Source organism: Oligella sp. HMSC09E12 (assembly GCF_001808505.1).
Lineage (GTDB): Bacteria > Pseudomonadota > Gammaproteobacteria > Burkholderiales > Burkholderiaceae_B > Oligella > Oligella urethralis.
On record NZ_KV793615.1, the window covers coordinates 132,832 to 148,745 of the forward strand.

Here is a 15,914-nt window from a genome sequence, read left to right on the forward strand (position 1 = left end):
TAATTACAATGAGTCAAACAATTGCACAATCAAAAGCTGCCTCGGTGGCGGCCAAATGGGAAAAAGCGTCCGCTGAGGTTACGACTGAGCGTCATCGCGGTCGCTTTAATTGGACCGATATTGTGTTTTTCCTCGTCTTGATGGCGGCGGCGGTTTACTTTCTGCTCGAGTGGTCGGACTCCATGGATATCTATGAAAAAGTTATCCTTGTTAGCTCTACCTTTGCCATTGTATGGGTGGGCTGGTTGTGGCGTCCACTGCGCAGTTATTTGATCCTGACCTTTGCGCTATCCGTCTTTGCAATCTTGCTCTACGGTGGCGATCTGTCCAAGGCGGAAAGCAACTTTTTCTTAAAGTATTTTCTTTCATCACAATCCGCTGTGCTGTGGATGTGTGCCTTATTCTTTATGTCCACCGTGGCCTATTGGTTAGGTTTAATCAGTGAGCGCTTGAGCTGGATGGGGTCGGCTTTTGCTTGGGCCGGAACGGTGATGGGCTCTATCGGTTTATTAGTGCGTTGGCGTGAGAGTCATCTGATTGCTTTTGATATGGGTCATATCCCAGTCAGTAATTTATACGAGGTGTTTGTTCTCTTCTGTTTAATCACCGTGCTGTTTTATTTGTATTATGAGCGTCGTTATCATACCCGCGCCTTAGGTGGTTTTGTGATGTTGGTGGTGGCGTCGGCGGTGACTTTTTTACTGTGGTACACCTTTTTACGTGATGCGGCCACGATTCAACCACTTAATAATGCCTTAAACAGTTGGTGGATGAAGTTGCATGTGCCGGCAAACTTCGTGGGTTACGGTACCTTTGCCTTGGCAGCTATGGTGGGCTTTGCTTATCTGGTGAAATTGCATGGTGAGACCACCTCTTGGCGACCGATGATTCCGCTGTTATTGGTGGGCGGTGCTTTGGTAGCAGAGCCTTTGATCTTTAGTTCACGTGGTGACTACGGCGTTTGGGTTATTTACTTCGGCGTGAGTGTGCTGATTGTCGCCGGCATCTTGTTAGCACGTAAGCGTATTGCGGCGCATTTACCGAGCTTTGAGGTGTTGGACGATATTATGTACCGCGCTATCTCCATCGGTTTTGCATTTTTTACCGTTGCTACCGTGCTTGGCGCGTTCTGGGCGGCAGATGCCTGGGGTACTTACTGGCAGTGGGACCCTAAGGAGACGTGGGCCTTTATCGTCTGGTTAAACTATGCCGCTTGGTTGCATTTGCGCTTGATGCGCGGTATGCGTGGTCAAGTGATGGCGTATTGGGCCTTAGTCGGGCTGGTGGTAACAAGCTTTGCCTTCTTGGGCGTAAATATCTTCCTTTCCGGCTTACACTCTTATGGTGAGCTATAGGGTATAAAAATAGCGCTGATGATTGATTTTTCATCAGCGCTATTTTGTGGTGCAGCGTCTTTCTTCTGTGCGAGTAGCCGCAGTAACTTGCTTAGTTAATTACACACCTTACGCTCTCTAAAGCCTTGAATTTCCTCTGCCGAATAGCCAAGTGATTGTAGGATGGCTGCGGTATGCGCACCGGCTGGATGCACTTCACCTGCCGTGGCGGGGGTGCGACTTAGTATAGGTCCGGGCGCTGGGCAAGCGATACCGTCTATCTGCTGAAAGCTATCTCTTGCTTGGTGATGTGCGTAATGCACGGCTTCATTAAAATCTAATACGGGTGAAAAGCAGGCATCAGTGCCTTCTAAGATCTCACACCATTGGGCTTGGGTTTTAGTAGCAAAGAGCTCAGCCCACGCCTGTTTTTGTTGCGGCCATAAGGCCCTATTCATTTGCTCTTGGAAAATGGCCTGATCCTGTACCCCACAAAGCTCGACTAAGAGCTGATAGAACTGGGGTTCAATCGCACCAATGGCAATAAATTTACCATCGGCGCAGCGATAGCAACTATAAAAGGGGGCTCCGCCGTCGAGCAGGTTTGCGTCACGCTCCACATTCCATAGCCCTTGCTTCATCAAGGCATAGTACATGGTACTGATCAGCGAAGCGCCCGAGGTGATGGCAGCATCCACCACTTGCCCCTTTTGAGAGCGCTGACTTTCAAAGAGTGCACACACAATGCCATAGGCAAGCATCATCGCACCGCCACCCATATCCCCCACCAGATGCAGGGGTGGGCTTGGTGGTTCATCGCCCTGACCCATGGCGTGTAAAGCACCAGAGACCGCGATATAGTTAATATCATGCCCTGCTGTTTTGGCTAAGGGGCCATCTTGTCCCCAACCGGTCATGCGACCATAGACTAATTTTGGATTAATTGCCCAACAATCCTCGGGCCCTAAGCCTAGTTTTTCCATCACCCCGGGGCGGTAGGGTTCTATCAATACATCAGCCTGAGCGAGCAGTCGTTTAACAATGGCTTTGGCTTCATCCTGTTTTAAGTCTAGGATCAGATTGCGGCGACCGCGTTCAATCACGGTGCCACCACCGCCCAGAAAGGTATCACCATGGCGATCGATACGGATGACTTCTGCGCCCATGTCGGCTAACATCATGGCACAAAAGGGCGCCGGTCCAATACCGGCCATTTCAATCACACGAATACCGCTAAGGGGTCTAGTCATAGTGTGTCTCTCCTAAGCTGTTGCATGGTTTAGATAGCGTTGGGAATGTGCTCGTGCTCAAATAGCTCCTCAATGGTCTCACGGCGTCGAATCACATAGCTTTTATCACCATCGACCAGTACCTCAGCAGCGCGCGGACGGCTATTGTACTGACTGCTCATCACAAAGCCATAGGCGCCCGCTGACTCAATGGCAATGAATGCCCCTGGGGCAATGACAAAATCTCGATCCTTGGCTAACCAGTCACCCGATTCACAAACGGGGCCGACCACATCATAACGTTGCGTTTCACCTGCCTTAAGCTCTACCGCTAAGGCGCCATGATAAACATCGTAGAGTGTGGGGCGGAGTAAGTCGTTCATGGCGGCATCCACGACAGCAAAGTTTTTGCTCTCACCCTGCTTTAAAAACAGTACTTCCGTCACTAACATGCCGCTATTACCTACTAAAGAGCGACCCGGCTCCAGCACTAACTGTACGTCAGCATAACCACGGGCTTGCAGTGTTGCAAGGGTGGTGTTAATTAAGTCATGTGGATGTGGTACCTCCTCGTTCAGGTAGCTTATGCCTAAGCCACCGCCAATATCCAAATGCTTTAATTGAATGCCCTTGCTCTTTAGTTGATCCATTAAGCTTAATAAACGCGCTAATGCATCTTGATAGGGTGCTAATTCGGTGATTTGTGAGCCGATATGACAGTCTAAGCCGACAATGTCCACATGCGATAAGCACATGGCATGCTCATAGGTAGCCAGCGCATCCTCCATGGCAATACCGAATTTATTATCTTTGAGACCGGTAGAAATATAGGGATGCGTTTTTGCATCCACATCAGGATTAATCCGTAAGGAAACCGGCGCTTTTTTATCCATGGTTGCGGCAACTTCTTGAATTAACGCGAGCTCCGGGATGGACTCTACGTTAAAGCACTTAATGCCAGCGTTTAATGCGTCTTTAATCTCCCAAGCCTGTTTGCCCACACCAGAAAAAATGATTTTCTGCGGATCGGCACCGGCCTTGATGGCACGTGCCAATTCGCCGCCGGAGACAATATCAAAGCCAGCCCCCCATTGGGCAAATAAATTTAAAATGGCTAAGTTTGAGTTCGCCTTCATGGCATAGCAAATTAACACATCACGCCCATCGATTGCTTCCTGATAGCGCGCCCACGCCGCCTTTAATGCTGCTTTAGAGTAGATGTACAAGGGCGTACCATACTGCTCAGCCAGTGCTTTAATAGCAAGCTGTTCAACATATAAGGCATGATCTTGGTAGTGGAAATGGGGGGCACCAACTGGTGTGCGAGTGGTGGAATGAGCTAAGTGATGTTGCATAGTCGTAAAAATAAAAAGAATGGCTGATGTGCTTTAGTCCTAAGGCTGCGTCTCTTCGTTGGATAAGGTCTCTTGGGACTGACGGTAGGCCTTGGCGCGCTGCTCGCCGTATTCGATACGAGCTTCACGGGCAGCGCGTTGCTCTGGTGTCTCATGCTTAAGCGCCGCTTTGCGTGCCTTGATGCGTGCTTCACGCTCCTGCATCGCCTGCTTTTGAGCGCCTGATGGCAGGTAAACTGGTGTTTTTTGACCGCAAGCCGTCAGCAATAAGGCGCCTGCAATCACGAGCACGAGCTTTTTAGCGGTAGCCCCACTGGGCACAAGGTCGTTCTTGTCCGAATGAAATAATTTAATTAACATGAAATCCAATCATCTGTAAATAGAAGCTTGCTTTGTTATAGTATCTAAAAAGCTTAGCCTATTTTAACTAATTGTTTTTAGAAGAATATATTATGACAGAATCTGAATTCCTTGCCTTAGCAGATGCCATTTTGGCCGAAGTCGAAGATCAAGCGGAAGGCTGGTTTGATGAGTTGGATCTAGACTTGGATACGAACTTGGACGGTCAGGTGTTGACCATTGTGTTTAATCGTAGCGATCATCTAGTCTTAAATAGCCAGTCACCCTTACAGGAGATGTGGTTAGCTGCCCCTAGTGGCGCTTGGCATTATGGTTACGAAGACGGTAAGTGGGTCGATACCCGCGGTGGTCCTAATCTAGACGAGCGTCTGAGCGAGCTCTGTACGGACTTGGCTGGGCAAAAGCTTGAGGTGAGAATCCCTTAGCTTTGCTTTGCTTTGATGCGCAGCGCACGATTGTCAAATGCCGATCGCCACAGTGGTGACGATCGGCATTTTTTATTGTCGCATTAATTAATTAAAAAAGCGTTCACCTTTGGCGGCCATCTCACGCAGAATTTGCGGCGCTTCATAGGCCTTACCGAGGTGGGCGTAGCGATCGCAGAGGGCAACGTATTCCTTAAGACCAATTTGATCGATATAACGTAAGGCACCGCCGCGGAATCTTGGGAAGCCAAGACCCATGATGAGGGCCATATCCGCTTCTTCGGGGCTGGCGACGATTTTCTCATCAATGCAGCGGGCAACTTCGTTGCACATGGCGAGCATTAGGCGATCGCGAATTTCCTCCGCCGTAAAGTCCACTGAACCTGGTGCAGCGGCGTCCACATGAGGGGCGAGGATGTCTTTTACCTCATCATCAGCGGTTTTGCGCTTACGACCACTGTCATCGGCAACATATTTGTAGAAACCCTTGCCGTTTTTCTGACCTAAACGATCGGTCTTAAATAATGCCTCAGTGGCACCGGTATAATCAGTTTTCATGCGATCAGGGAAACCGTCCGCTAGCACTTTGGATGCATGGACGCAAGTGTCTAAACCAATCACATCGGATAGGTAAGCAGGACCCATCGGCCAACCGAAGTCCTCCATCACTTGATCGATTTTAATCAGGCAAGCGCCGTCTTTAATTAAACGGTCAAAGGCACCGAAGTAGGGGAATAGCACACGATTAACCAAAAAGCCGGGGCAGTCTTGCACCACAATTGGTGATTTACCCATGCTGAGGGCTAAGGCAACAGCGGTAGCAATGGCCTCATCAGAGCTTTGCTCGCCACGGATTACCTCAACCAAAGGCATAACCGGTACTGGGTTAAAGAAGTGCATCCCAACAAAATTCGCTGGACGCTGTAGCCCCTTGGCGAGCTCCGTGATGGAAATGGTTGAGGTGTTAGAGGCTAAAATTGCGTCTTCGCGAAGCGCATTTTCAGCCTCCTTGAGCACCGTGTTCTTAACCTTGATGTTTTCAGTGACTGCTTCAATAACAATATCTACGGCATTAAAGCCGTCGTAGCTTAGGCTGGGTTCAATCAGTTTGAGGGTGGCGTTCTTTTTGTCCTCGCTGATGCGACCGCGCTGTAACTGGCGCGCTAATTGCTTTTCAGCCTCATTCATGCCTAAGTCAAGCTGTGCCTGACCGATGTCCTTCATAATCACCGCTGTGCCTTTGGTGGCTGCTTGGTAGGCAATACCGCCACCCATAATGCCGGCACCGAGTACGGCCGCTTTTTTCACCTCACGTGCGGCAGCAGCGTTTTTCTTGGTAGCGCGTTTAATGACCTGATCGGCTAAGAATAAACCGATTAAGGCATCGGCTTGTGGGGTTACCGCCACGCCGGCAAAATGCTCGGCTTCTACCGCTACCGCCTGATCGCGTGCCATGTCTGCTGACTTTTCAATCACATCTAAAAACGCTTTGCTGGCCGGGTATTGCTCAGGGTTAGTGGTTTTGGCAAGCTCTGCACGTACGCCTTCAAAATAGCTATCGGCAGCACCACCTGGTACCTCAACGGCTTGTAGTTTAAGGGCACGTTTGGCTTGCCAATCAATCTCACCGGCAATGGCTCTTTTAAGTGCTGCTAAGGCGGTATCGCGCAGTTTATCATGTTCAGCGACCTCATCAACCGCGCCGTCAGCCAGGGCATCGGCGGCTTTGCGAGGGCGAGTGGAGCTGATCCATTCAATGGCTTTAGCCACACCAATCACCCGCGCCAGACGAATAATACCGCCAAAACCGGGGATTAAGCCGAGGGTTAATTCCGGTAGACCGACTTGTGCCTTATCACTCATCACACGATAGTCATTGGCTAAGCACATTTCAAAGCCGCCGCCTAAGGCAAAACCGTTAATCGCTACGACTTTTGGAATATCCAAGTCTTCAAAGGCGTTAAAAATGCGGTGAATATCCATGGTCCAGTCTTGAATATAGTCGCGACCATGAGCGAAGACGCCGCCGAACTCGGTGATATCAGCACCGACGATAAAGAAGTTTTTACCGGAAGTGACTAACAGCCCCCGAATCTCAGGATGTGCTTTGACCGCTTGCACCGCCGCATCTAAATCATCTAAGGTCACACGGTTAAATTTATTAACCGATTCATTTTGTAAATCAAATTTGAACTCGGCAATGCCGTCATCTAACATTTGCACCGTAATGGCCGGTCCGGAATGAATCATTGCTTACTCCTAATCACTCTTTGGTTTAAGTAAAAATCCGCTAAGACTTGTCTTTTGACATACTACTATAATCATACGTTGTTTTAGCATCTTTGAAAGTCCTTACCAAGACAAAAAAATGACCGCTACGAAAACGCGTAACGGTCATAAAAAGCTTTGCCAAGTCTGTGCTGCCCTTAGAATCGTATGGGCGCACCACCGGTTGGGTTAAAGGACTCGATAGTGCGTTGCACCGGGTCACGTCGTGGCTGAATGGGGCGGAAGCGCTGCGCTTCACCACCACTGCCACCGGTCGTGGCTCCGCCACGGGTGCCGAGATTAGCGATAGCCTTGCCCTGAGGGAACTCCTCAAAGTAGTAGTTGCCGCCGTTTTTGGCTAAACCCTTAGGTAGGGGACCAGGGGAGGTCACGGGTGTGCCTTTGAGGGCAGTCTGCATATATTCGATCCAAATCGGCATGGCTAATTGACCGCCGGTTGCGGTGCTACCCAAAGAGCGTGGTTGGTCATAGCCTAACCAAGCAACACCCACTAAATCACGGGTGTAACCGGCATACCACGCATCAAAAGCTTGGTTCGTGGTACCGGTTTTGCCGTGTAAATCCTTGCGGCCTAAGGTGCCGGTCGTGCGTGCGGCGGTCCCCGAGGTGGATACCCCATGGAGTAGATCATTCATCACATAGGCCGTACGTGCATCTAATACGCGATTGGCCTCATCGCCGGCTTTTTGCGGTTGGGCACGCATGATTTCATTACCATCCGGATCGAGTACATAGTCAATAATGTACGGATTCACACGATAACCGCCATTAGCAAAGACGGCATACGCACCTGCCATTTGTAAAGGCGTGACGTTACCAGCGCCTAGCGCCATGGTGAGGTATGCGCCTTTTTGCGGTTGACGACGGATATCAAAGCCGAAACGGGTGATGTAGTCACGGGCAAAGTCCGCACCCACGGCTTCTAGGATACGAATTGAGACCATGTTGCGTGACTGGTAGAGACCGTTACGCATGGTTTGACTCTCTGTGTAGCGACCGCCGTAGTTTTTAGGCTGCCATGGTTTGGAGCCCGTTTGACGGGCAGTCAGCACAAAGGGCTGATCCGAAATGCGAGTTTCAGGGGTTAAACCGCGCTCAAGGCCGGCTGCGTAGATAAAAGGCTTAAAGGTTGAACCGGGTTGACGCCAAGCTTGGGTCACACGATTAAAGTCGCCGCGGTAGAAGTTAAAGCCACCCACCATGGATTGAATTGCACCGGTCTTGGCATTAAGCGCCACAAAAGCACCCTCGACTTGTGGCTGATTGACAATGCTCCAGCCATTTTCACCAAAACGTTGAATATAGACGATTGAACCGCGCAAAATGGGTTTAGCATTATTAGGTTTGGGAGGTAAGGCACGGCGTGCGTTATTTAATTCCTTGCCGCTGAGCTCAATAATTTCACCCACACGGCGCATTAAGGTGACCTTGTCCGCAGCGGAAGAAAGCACCACCGCGACTAATAAATCATCGTCATTAGGATGCGATTTACGCACCTCATAGATGATTTTTTCCATGGCCTTATCATCATGCTCTACCCCCTCAGCCAACTCAATTTGACCTTCCGGACCCGGGTAAGGGCGGTTATTGGTGAACTGCATAATGTTTTTGCGTAAGGCACGATAAGCCACCGCCTGATCCTTGGAATCAATGGTGGTATACACGTTTAAACCGCGACCGTAGACATTGTCCTTGTAAGTCAAGTACATCAGTTGACGTGCCAGTTCTGCCACATAGCTACCTTGGCGTTGGGCTTGGGTAATACGGGCCGACTCCTCGCTTTCTACCTCCGCCATGGAGCGTGTGGTCACTGCCTCGGCGCGCGCCTCATCAAACTCCGCTTGAGTGATATAGCCTAAACGCAACATACGATTTAACACATAGTGCTGACGATCAAGCGCACCTTGTAGATTGGTGAGCGGGTTGTTGTTTGATGGGGCCTTGGGAATACCGGCTAACACTGCCGCTTCGGCTAAGCTGACCTCGGATAAAGGCTTGGCAAAGTAGGTACGCGCCGCCACTGAGAAACCGTAGGAACGATGACCCAAATAAATCTGGTTCATATAGAGTTCAAGGATCTGATCCTTGGTCAGATTTTCTTCAATTTTGTAAGTTAATAGCAATTCATAAAACTTACGCAAGTAGGACTTTTCAGTGCTTAAGTAGAAGTTACGCGCCACCTGCATGGTGATGGTACTGGCACCTTGAGCGCGGCCGCCGGAGGAGAGGTTGGCTAACACAGCACGAATCACGCCACGCCAATCCACACCGGAATGCTCGTAAAAGTTATCATCCTCAGCCGCTAAAATGGCTAATTTCATCTTTTCAGGGAACTCGTCGATACGCAGGACATTACGCCGCTCCTCACCATACTCGGCAAGGAGGATTTTGTCTGCGGAATAAATACGCAAGGGAATGCGTGGACGGTAGTCCGTCATGGCGGTCAGGTTAGGTAAGTTGGGCCACACGGAGCTGACGACGAGGGTGCCGAAAATTAGCCCGCACACTGCTAAGCCTGCGCCGAGGAACAATACTTTAATAATAAAGCGACCAATAAAGGCACCGAAACCTGAAACTTTAGGTGATTGCTTTTTTTGACTCATAGGTAAAATACGCTTTAAGAAGCGAAGGGATAAACCCGGATACAATACGGCTATTTTAAACGTAGCCCCTAGTTTAGCTTTAAAATCACAACAAAGACAGCGGGAAATGTGTAAAATTTGGCTAAACCACCATTTTAACTAATTAAAAATTACGATAACGTTTTACAAGACGATGACTGACACGGTAGCACCTAAGGATTTGCCCACAAAAAGCCTCATCATCCTGATCGGGATGATGGGTGCCGGTAAAACAACAATCGGCCGTGCCTTGGCCAAAAAAATCGGACGCAAGTTTGTCGATTTGGATCATGCCATTGTTGAGCGTTGCGGTGTCGACATCCCGACTATCTTCGACATCGAAGGTGAGGAAGGGTTCCGTAAGCGTGAGTCAGAGGTATTGCAGGACGTGTTGTTAGAGGACGAAATTGTCTTAGCCACCGGTGGTGGTGCGGTCTTAGCTGAGGCTAATCGACAGTTAATGCAGCGCTACGGTGAGGTTTTTTATCTGCGGGTGGATGTGGATGAGCTTTATCGTCGCGTGGCCAAGGATAAAAATAGGCCTTTATTAGCCACCCCTGACCCTAAAGCCCGTTTAGCTGAGTTATTGGCTGCACGTGCCGATATTTATGAGTCAATGGCCGATCATATTGTTGATTCGGCGGCGGATTCACTCAATACGGTAGTCGATCAAATGATTAACTTATTAGCTGAAAGAGATTCAAAATGAGTATTGTGAGAGTAAATGTACCCGGCGGCTCCTATCCGATTGAGATTGCGCCAAATCTGATGCAGCAGCTTGCTACCTCCATACCGCCGGATACCAGTGCCATCTTGTTGTTGAGTAATCCGACCGTACGTCAGCTTTATGGAGACACGGCCTTAAAGGCGTTAAAGGCTAGCGGTAAGGAGATTTATTGCTTTGATATCCCTGATGGTGAGCAGTATAAAAATCTCGATACCTTAAATGAGGTCTTTACCTTTATGCTAGAGCATAAACTGGATCGCAAATCGGTGCTTGTGGCTTTGGGTGGCGGGGTCGTTGGTGATTTGGGTGGCTTTGCCGCAGCGACGTTTATGCGTGGTATTCGTTTTGTACAGGTGCCGACTACTTTATTGGCTCAGGTGGACTCCTCCGTGGGCGGTAAAACCGCAGTCAACCATCCCTTAGGTAAAAACTTGCTGGGCGCGTTTTATCAGCCCATTGCTGTTGATATTGATATTAATGTCTTAAAAAGCTTGCCGCAGCGTGAGATTGCCGCAGGTCTTGCTGAGGTCATTAAGTACGGTCTGATCATGGATCGTGAGTTTTTTGATTGGTGCGAGGAGTTTGTGGAGGAGCTGAAGGCGTTGGAGCCACAAGCGATTAATTATGCTATTCACCGTGCGTGTGAATTAAAGGCACAAGTGGTCGAAGAGGACGAAAAGGAGTCGAATCGTCGCATGATTCTGAATTTTGGCCATACCTTTGCGCATGTGATTGAAAATGGCTTAGGTTATGGTGAGTGGTTGCACGGTGAGGCGGTCGGTTGTGGCATGGTGCAGGCAGCAGAGCTGTCGGCGCTAGTATGCAATTTCCCCCAAGAGGATGTAGAGCGTGTACGCCGTTTGGTAGCACAGATCGGTTGTCCTACGGTAGCGCCTGCCTTAGGTGGCAAGGATACTTGGTTTGACACCATGAAGCTCGATAAAAAGGCAAGTGGCGGCAAAATTAAGTTCGTTTTATTGGAAAAAATCGGTCAAGCTAAGGTGCAGGGTGCGCCCCAGGAGTTGGTGGGTTTAGTGCTGAGCAAAACAACCTCAGCCGAGGTTAAGGCTAAGGAAGTACGTTCAGAGTCTGCTGCTGAGCCGGTGAGCGAGCCTTCCGGTAGGCCGCTTAAAGAGACTGCGGTGACGACGACACTGGAACCGGCAGCACCGTTCAGCACCGTGGTGGACAGTTCGGAAGCGGCTGCTGAAGTGGCACGCCAAGCCCAAATCGCTCGGGATGCAGGTGCCGGTACCGGCCGCACCGGCGGTATTTACGGTGTTGATGGTGTAAGGCCTGCTACCGATGAGTGATGGCATGATCTGCATTGCTAATCTGGCTTCCTATGCGGTACACCCTGAGGCATCACGCGGGCGTCGTTATGCTGAGGAAGCCGATCCTAAGCGCAGCCCTTTTCAGCGCGATCGGGATCGCATTATTCATTGTAATTCATTTAGACGCCTTGAGTATAAAACCCAGGTTTTTGTTAATCATGAGGGTGATTTATTCCGCACCCGGCTAACCCATAGTTTAGAAGTGGCCCAGATAGGGCGTGCCTTGGCTAGAAACTTATTGATTAATGAGGATTTGGTTGAGGCCATTTGTTTAGCGCATGATTTAGGGCATACACCCTTTGGTCATGCCGGTCAGGATGCCTTAAATGAGTATATGCGTGGCCATTTACCTGAGGAGGTGGGTGGTTTTGAGCATAATTTACAAAGTTTGCGCATGGTGGACGAGCTAGAAGAGCGCTACGCTGATTTTAACGGCTTAAACCTCAGCTTTGAAACGCGGAGCGGTATTTTAAAGCATTGCTCCTTAAAAAATGCGCGTGAGCTTGGCGAGGTAGGGCAGCGCTTTATTGAGGGCAGCCAGCCTTCGCTGGAAGCACAGCTGGCGAATCTGGCCGATGAAATTGCCTATAACAATCATGATATCGATGATGGTTTGCGCTCCGGCTTAATTACCCTGGAGCAACTCAGTAAGGTGGAAATTTTTGCTCAGCATTATGAGCAAGTCAAGCAGCTGTATCCGAATCTAAGTGGTAAGCGTCTGATTTCAGAGACGATTCGTCGCATGATTAATACCTTAATTAGGGATGTGACAGACCATACTTTGCTTCAGATTGCTAAGTATGGGGTTAAAACGCCTGAGGATGTGGCAAAAGCACCTGTGTTAGTGGCTTTTTCGCCGGAGATGCGTGCTCTACAGGATGAGTTGAAGAAGTTTTTGCTGGATAACCTGTATCGACACTATAAAGTGATGCGGATGGCGATTAAGTCGCGCCGAGTGATTCATGAGCTTTTTGAAGCCTTTTTGAATGAGCCTCGCTTATTGCCGCCCGATCATCGCTTTAAGGATTTTAATCGCCAAGCACGGGGGATTGCTGATTACATAGCGGGCATGACTGATCGTTATGCGATAAAAGAGCATAGACGGATTTACCAGATTTAAGTGTGCGGGCCGACGCAGGCTGGGCAGAGCGCTTGACAAGCTTCTTTTACGCCGCACCCGTTACTTCTTCAAATAGGGTGCCAAATACTTACCGGTGGCACTTGCCGGATTTTTAACAATTTCTTCGGGCGAGCCTTCCGCCACAATACGACCGCCCCCATGACCCCCTTCAGGTCCCAAGTCAATGATCCAGTCGGCCGTTTTGATCAGATCCAGATTATGCTCAATAATCACCATAGAGTTACCCGCATCAACAAGTCGATTGAGGACTTCCAAGAGCAACTCGATATCGGCAAAATGTAAACCTGTAGTCGGCTCATCCAAGACATAGAGGGTGTTACCGGTGCTGCGTTTAGAAAGCTCCAAGGACAGTTTAATGCGTTGCGCTTCGCCACCGGATAGGGTGGTGGCACTTTGCCCCAAGCGCACATAGCCTAAACCTACGTCGTAGAGTGTTTGTAAACGACGCTGTATCGCAGGAACCGCAGAGAAGTACGCTAACGCCTGCTCTACCGTCAGCGCTAAAACTTCGGAAATATTAAGACCGCGATAGTGGATTTCCAAGGTTTCGCGGTTATAACGCTTACCATGACAAACATCGCAGGGTACATATACATCGGGCAGAAAATGCATTTCCACTTTGATAACACCATCGCCTTGGCAATGTTCACAACGCCCACCCTTGACATTAAAGGAGAAACGGCCCGGGTCATAACCGCGGCTGCGTGCTTCGGGTGTGCCCGCAAATAGCTCTCGTATCGGTGTAAATAGTCCGGTATAGGTCGCCGGATTACTGCGTGGTGTGCGCCCGATAGGGCTTTGATCCACGGTGATGATTTTATCCAAATACTCCAATCCGCTAATGGATTGATACGGTGCCGCTTCATTTTGTGCGCGATTTAACTTATGTGCTAAGACCGCCGCTAAGGTGTCATTGACCAACGTGGATTTGCCTGAACCGGAAACACCGGTGACGCAGACTAAACGTTGTAAAGGAATATGTAAATCCACGTTTTTCAAGTTATTGCCGCTTGCGCCAATCAGGTGTAGCCAAGGCAAGGGGCCCAGCGGATTAATCGGTCTGCGTTTAGGCACCAGGATTTTTTTTGCGCCGCTTAGGTATTGACCGGTGAGTGAATTGGGATCTTTTTGCAGTTGCTGAGGAGTTTCGCTGGCCATGACCTTACCGCCATGCTCACCGGCACCCGGTCCCAAGTCCACTACCCAGTCGGCAGCGCGGATCATATCTTCATCATGCTCCACCACAATCACTGTATTGCCTAGATTGCGCAGATGAATCAGGGTATCGATTAAGCGATCGTTGTCGCGTTGGTGGAGCCCGATAGAGGGTTCATCTAATACGTACAAAACGCCACTCAGACCTGAGCCGATTTGACTGGCGAGACGAATACGCTGCGCTTCACCGCCGGAAATGGTGTTGGTTTTACGGTCTAAGGATAAATAATTCAAGCCGACATTATTCAAAAAGCTTAAACGCGATTTAATGGCTTGCACTATGGGTCGGGCAATATCGCTGTTAGCGCCGTTAAGATTGAGTTGCTCGAACCATTGTTGTGCCGCTTCTAAGGATAAGTGACTGAGCTCACTGATGTTATAACCGGGTAAAGGCTGCTCGCTCGCAGTGTCGGTCTTGGCAGTCAGCGCTTTTGGCGCGAGTGCATCAGCCACAGGCGCAACTGAGACAGCCGCTTCGATACTGTCCCCGATACGTACAAAACGTGCTTCCTCCCGTAAACGTGTACCATGGCAGGCGGTGCAGGGAATGGTGGTGCGTAAAAGACCTAATTCCTCGCGCACGGCCGTTGATTCCGTCTCTGCCCAGCGTCGCTCTAAATTTGGTAGCACACCCTCAAAAGTATGGCGTTTTACGGTGCTTTTGCCTTTGTCATTTAAATAAACAAAATCAATCTCGGTACTACCGGAGCCATACAGAATCATGTCCTGAATTGCTCGAGGCAGCTCATGCCAAGGCTTTTCCAAATCAAAATCATAGTGTGTGGCTAAGGTGTTTAAAAGCGCCATACTAAAGAGATTGCGTCGATCCCAGCCCTTAATCGCACCGTTTAATAAGCTTAGATCCTCGCTGATAATCACTTTAGCCGGATCAAAAACCTCGATAAAACCTAAACCGTCACAGCTTGGACAAGCGCCCTCGTGGCTATTAAAGCTGAACATCTTAGGTTCCGGTCGCGGCATTTGATAATCACAATGAGGGCAGGCATAACGTCTGGAAAAGGCATGTGATTGCCCCTGATCCATATCCACAATCAGTACCCGCTCATTAGCCACTTCAAGCGCCGTCTCAATACTGTCGGCAAGCCGTTGCTTTTGCTCTTCACGCACTCTTAAGCGGTCAATCACTAAGTCGACTTGGGCAAAGTCCGTGGGCAAATCCCCCGGTAAATTGTCCAATTCATATAATTCATCGCCAAGGCGCACACGGATAAAGCCTTGCGCTTGCAGACTGTGTAATAGATTAATTAAGTTTTGCTCAGGCCCAACCACGACCGGCGCCAAAATCATCAGACGCGACTCCGCCGGTAATTGCAGTACAAAATCAACAATTTGGGAGACGGAGTAAGCCTGTAGCGGCACCTTGTGAATCGGGCAATAGGGCGTACCGACGCGTGCAAACAATAGTCGTAAATAATCACTGATTTCGGTGATTGTACCCACGGTTGAACGCGGGTTATGACTAACGGACTTTTGCTCAATAGCAATGGCCGGTGACAGTCCCTCAATTAAATCGACATCCGGCTTATCCATCAACTCAAGGAATTGGCGAGCATAGGTGGATAGGCTTTCTACATAGCGTCTTTGCCCCTCAGCATATAGCGTATCAAAGGCTAATGAGGATTTGCCGGAGCCTGAGAGACCGGTCAAAATCACCAACTTATTGCGAGGTAAATCCAAATCGATATTCTTTAAATTGTGCGTGCGTGCACCACGGATCCGAATGGCCGTGTTGGATTTATCCGGAAATTGCTGATCGTCTGCGGAGAATTGATGACTCATGTTTTTTTGAAAGGCGTCCTATAAACTTTCTACTATAACCCAGACAGTGCCCTTATGCCTGATGAATACCATGCGCCTAAGTAA

General features: G+C 49.4%; 10 protein-coding genes and 1 pseudogene. 5 read left to right on the forward strand and 6 right to left on the reverse strand.

Annotated features, from left to right (window positions below; all coding sequences use genetic code 11):
• The first annotated feature begins 8 nt into the window (after positions 1-8).
• Positions 9-1,355, forward strand: a complete 1,347-nt coding sequence (gene ccsB / locus HMPREF3179_RS10730; RefSeq protein WP_018025444.1) for a c-type cytochrome biogenesis protein CcsB — start codon at positions 9-11, stop codon at positions 1,353-1,355.
• 95 nt (positions 1,356-1,450) lie between these two features.
• On the opposite strand, the gene HMPREF3179_RS10735 is transcribed toward ccsB, so the two are convergent.
• The 3 genes from HMPREF3179_RS10735 to HMPREF3179_RS10745 are packed head-to-tail and all read right to left on the reverse strand — an operon-like array spanning position 1,451 to position 4,278.
• A complete protein-coding gene (locus tag HMPREF3179_RS10735; protein WP_070471172.1) occupies positions 1,451-2,584 on the reverse strand; it encodes a CaiB/BaiF CoA transferase family protein in 1,134 nt (377 codons plus the stop codon).
• A 29-nt stretch (positions 2,585-2,613) separates the two neighbouring features.
• Positions 2,614-3,918, reverse strand: coding sequence for a diaminopimelate decarboxylase (gene lysA, locus HMPREF3179_RS10740; RefSeq protein WP_070471173.1), 1,305 nt, complete (start codon positions 3,916-3,918; stop codon positions 2,614-2,616).
• Positions 3,919-3,957: 39 nt separating this feature from the next.
• On the reverse strand, positions 3,958-4,278 hold the full coding sequence (locus HMPREF3179_RS10745; RefSeq protein ID WP_070471174.1) for an LPS translocon maturation chaperone LptM: 321 nt from the start codon (positions 4,276-4,278) through the stop codon (positions 3,958-3,960).
• Between the two features lie 92 nt (positions 4,279-4,370).
• On the opposite strand from HMPREF3179_RS10745, the gene cyaY reads away from it, so the two are divergent.
• Positions 4,371-4,703, forward strand: coding sequence for an iron donor protein CyaY (gene cyaY, locus HMPREF3179_RS10750; protein ID WP_070471176.1), 333 nt, complete (start codon positions 4,371-4,373; stop codon positions 4,701-4,703).
• Between the two features lie 87 nt (positions 4,704-4,790).
• Here the strand turns inward: cyaY and fadB are convergent, their stop codons facing one another.
• Positions 4,791-6,953 carry a fatty acid oxidation complex subunit alpha FadB gene (gene fadB / locus HMPREF3179_RS10755; RefSeq protein ID WP_070471178.1) on the reverse strand — a complete coding sequence of 721 codons (2,163 nt, stop codon included), beginning with the start codon at positions 6,951-6,953 and terminating at the stop codon, positions 4,791-4,793.
• 176 nt (positions 6,954-7,129) lie between these two features.
• Positions 7,130-9,595, reverse strand: a complete 2,466-nt coding sequence (locus HMPREF3179_RS10760) for a penicillin-binding protein 1A (RefSeq protein WP_070471373.1) — start codon at positions 9,593-9,595, stop codon at positions 7,130-7,132.
• A 172-nt stretch (positions 9,596-9,767) separates the two neighbouring features.
• On the opposite strand from HMPREF3179_RS10760, the gene HMPREF3179_RS12605 reads away from it, so the two are divergent.
• The 3 genes and pseudogenes from HMPREF3179_RS12605 (at position 9,768) to HMPREF3179_RS10775 (ending at position 12,794) form a co-directional block, all read left to right on the forward strand.
• On the forward strand, positions 9,768-10,322 hold the full coding sequence (locus tag HMPREF3179_RS12605) for a shikimate kinase (RefSeq protein ID WP_070471180.1): 555 nt from the start codon (positions 9,768-9,770) through the stop codon (positions 10,320-10,322).
• Positions 10,319-11,392, forward strand: a pseudogene (gene aroB, locus HMPREF3179_RS10770) (3-dehydroquinate synthase); the annotation flags it as partial. The gene HMPREF3179_RS12605 and the pseudogene aroB, both read left to right, overlap by 4 nt.
• 253 nt (positions 11,393-11,645) lie before the next feature.
• Positions 11,646-12,794, forward strand: coding sequence for a deoxyguanosinetriphosphate triphosphohydrolase (locus tag HMPREF3179_RS10775; protein ID WP_141743474.1), 1,149 nt, complete (start codon positions 11,646-11,648; stop codon positions 12,792-12,794).
• 60 nt (positions 12,795-12,854) lie between these two features.
• On the opposite strand, the gene uvrA is transcribed toward HMPREF3179_RS10775, so the two are convergent.
• Positions 12,855-15,830 (reverse strand): excinuclease ABC subunit UvrA, encoded by a 2,976-nt coding sequence (gene uvrA / locus HMPREF3179_RS10780; protein ID WP_070471184.1) that lies wholly within the window; start codon positions 15,828-15,830, stop codon positions 12,855-12,857.
• Between the last annotated feature and the right edge of the window lie 84 nt (positions 15,831-15,914).

Coding starts and splice junctions, on each gene's coding strand:
- ccsB (WP_018025444.1), top strand. CDS start 9: ATGAGTCAAACAATTGCACAATCAAAAGCTGCCTCGGTGGCGGCCAAA.
- HMPREF3179_RS10735 (WP_070471172.1), bottom strand. CDS start 2,584: ATGACTAGACCCCTTAGCGGTATTCGTGTGATTGAAATGGCCGGTATT.
- lysA (WP_070471173.1), bottom strand. CDS start 3,918: ATGCAACATCACTTAGCTCATTCCACCACTCGCACACCAGTTGGTGCC.
- HMPREF3179_RS10745 (WP_070471174.1), bottom strand. CDS start 4,278: ATGTTAATTAAATTATTTCATTCGGACAAGAACGACCTTGTGCCCAGT.
- cyaY (WP_070471176.1), top strand. CDS start 4,371: ATGACAGAATCTGAATTCCTTGCCTTAGCAGATGCCATTTTGGCCGAA.
- fadB (WP_070471178.1), bottom strand. CDS start 6,953: ATGATTCATTCCGGACCGGCCATTACGGTGCAAATGTTAGATGACGGC.
- HMPREF3179_RS10760 (WP_070471373.1), bottom strand. CDS start 9,595: ATGAGTCAAAAAAAGCAATCACCTAAAGTTTCAGGTTTCGGTGCCTTT.
- HMPREF3179_RS12605 (WP_070471180.1), top strand. CDS start 9,768: ATGACTGACACGGTAGCACCTAAGGATTTGCCCACAAAAAGCCTCATC.
- HMPREF3179_RS10775 (WP_141743474.1), top strand. CDS start 11,646: ATGAGTGATGGCATGATCTGCATTGCTAATCTGGCTTCCTATGCGGTA.
- uvrA (WP_070471184.1), bottom strand. CDS start 15,830: ATGAGTCATCAATTCTCCGCAGACGATCAGCAATTTCCGGATAAATCC.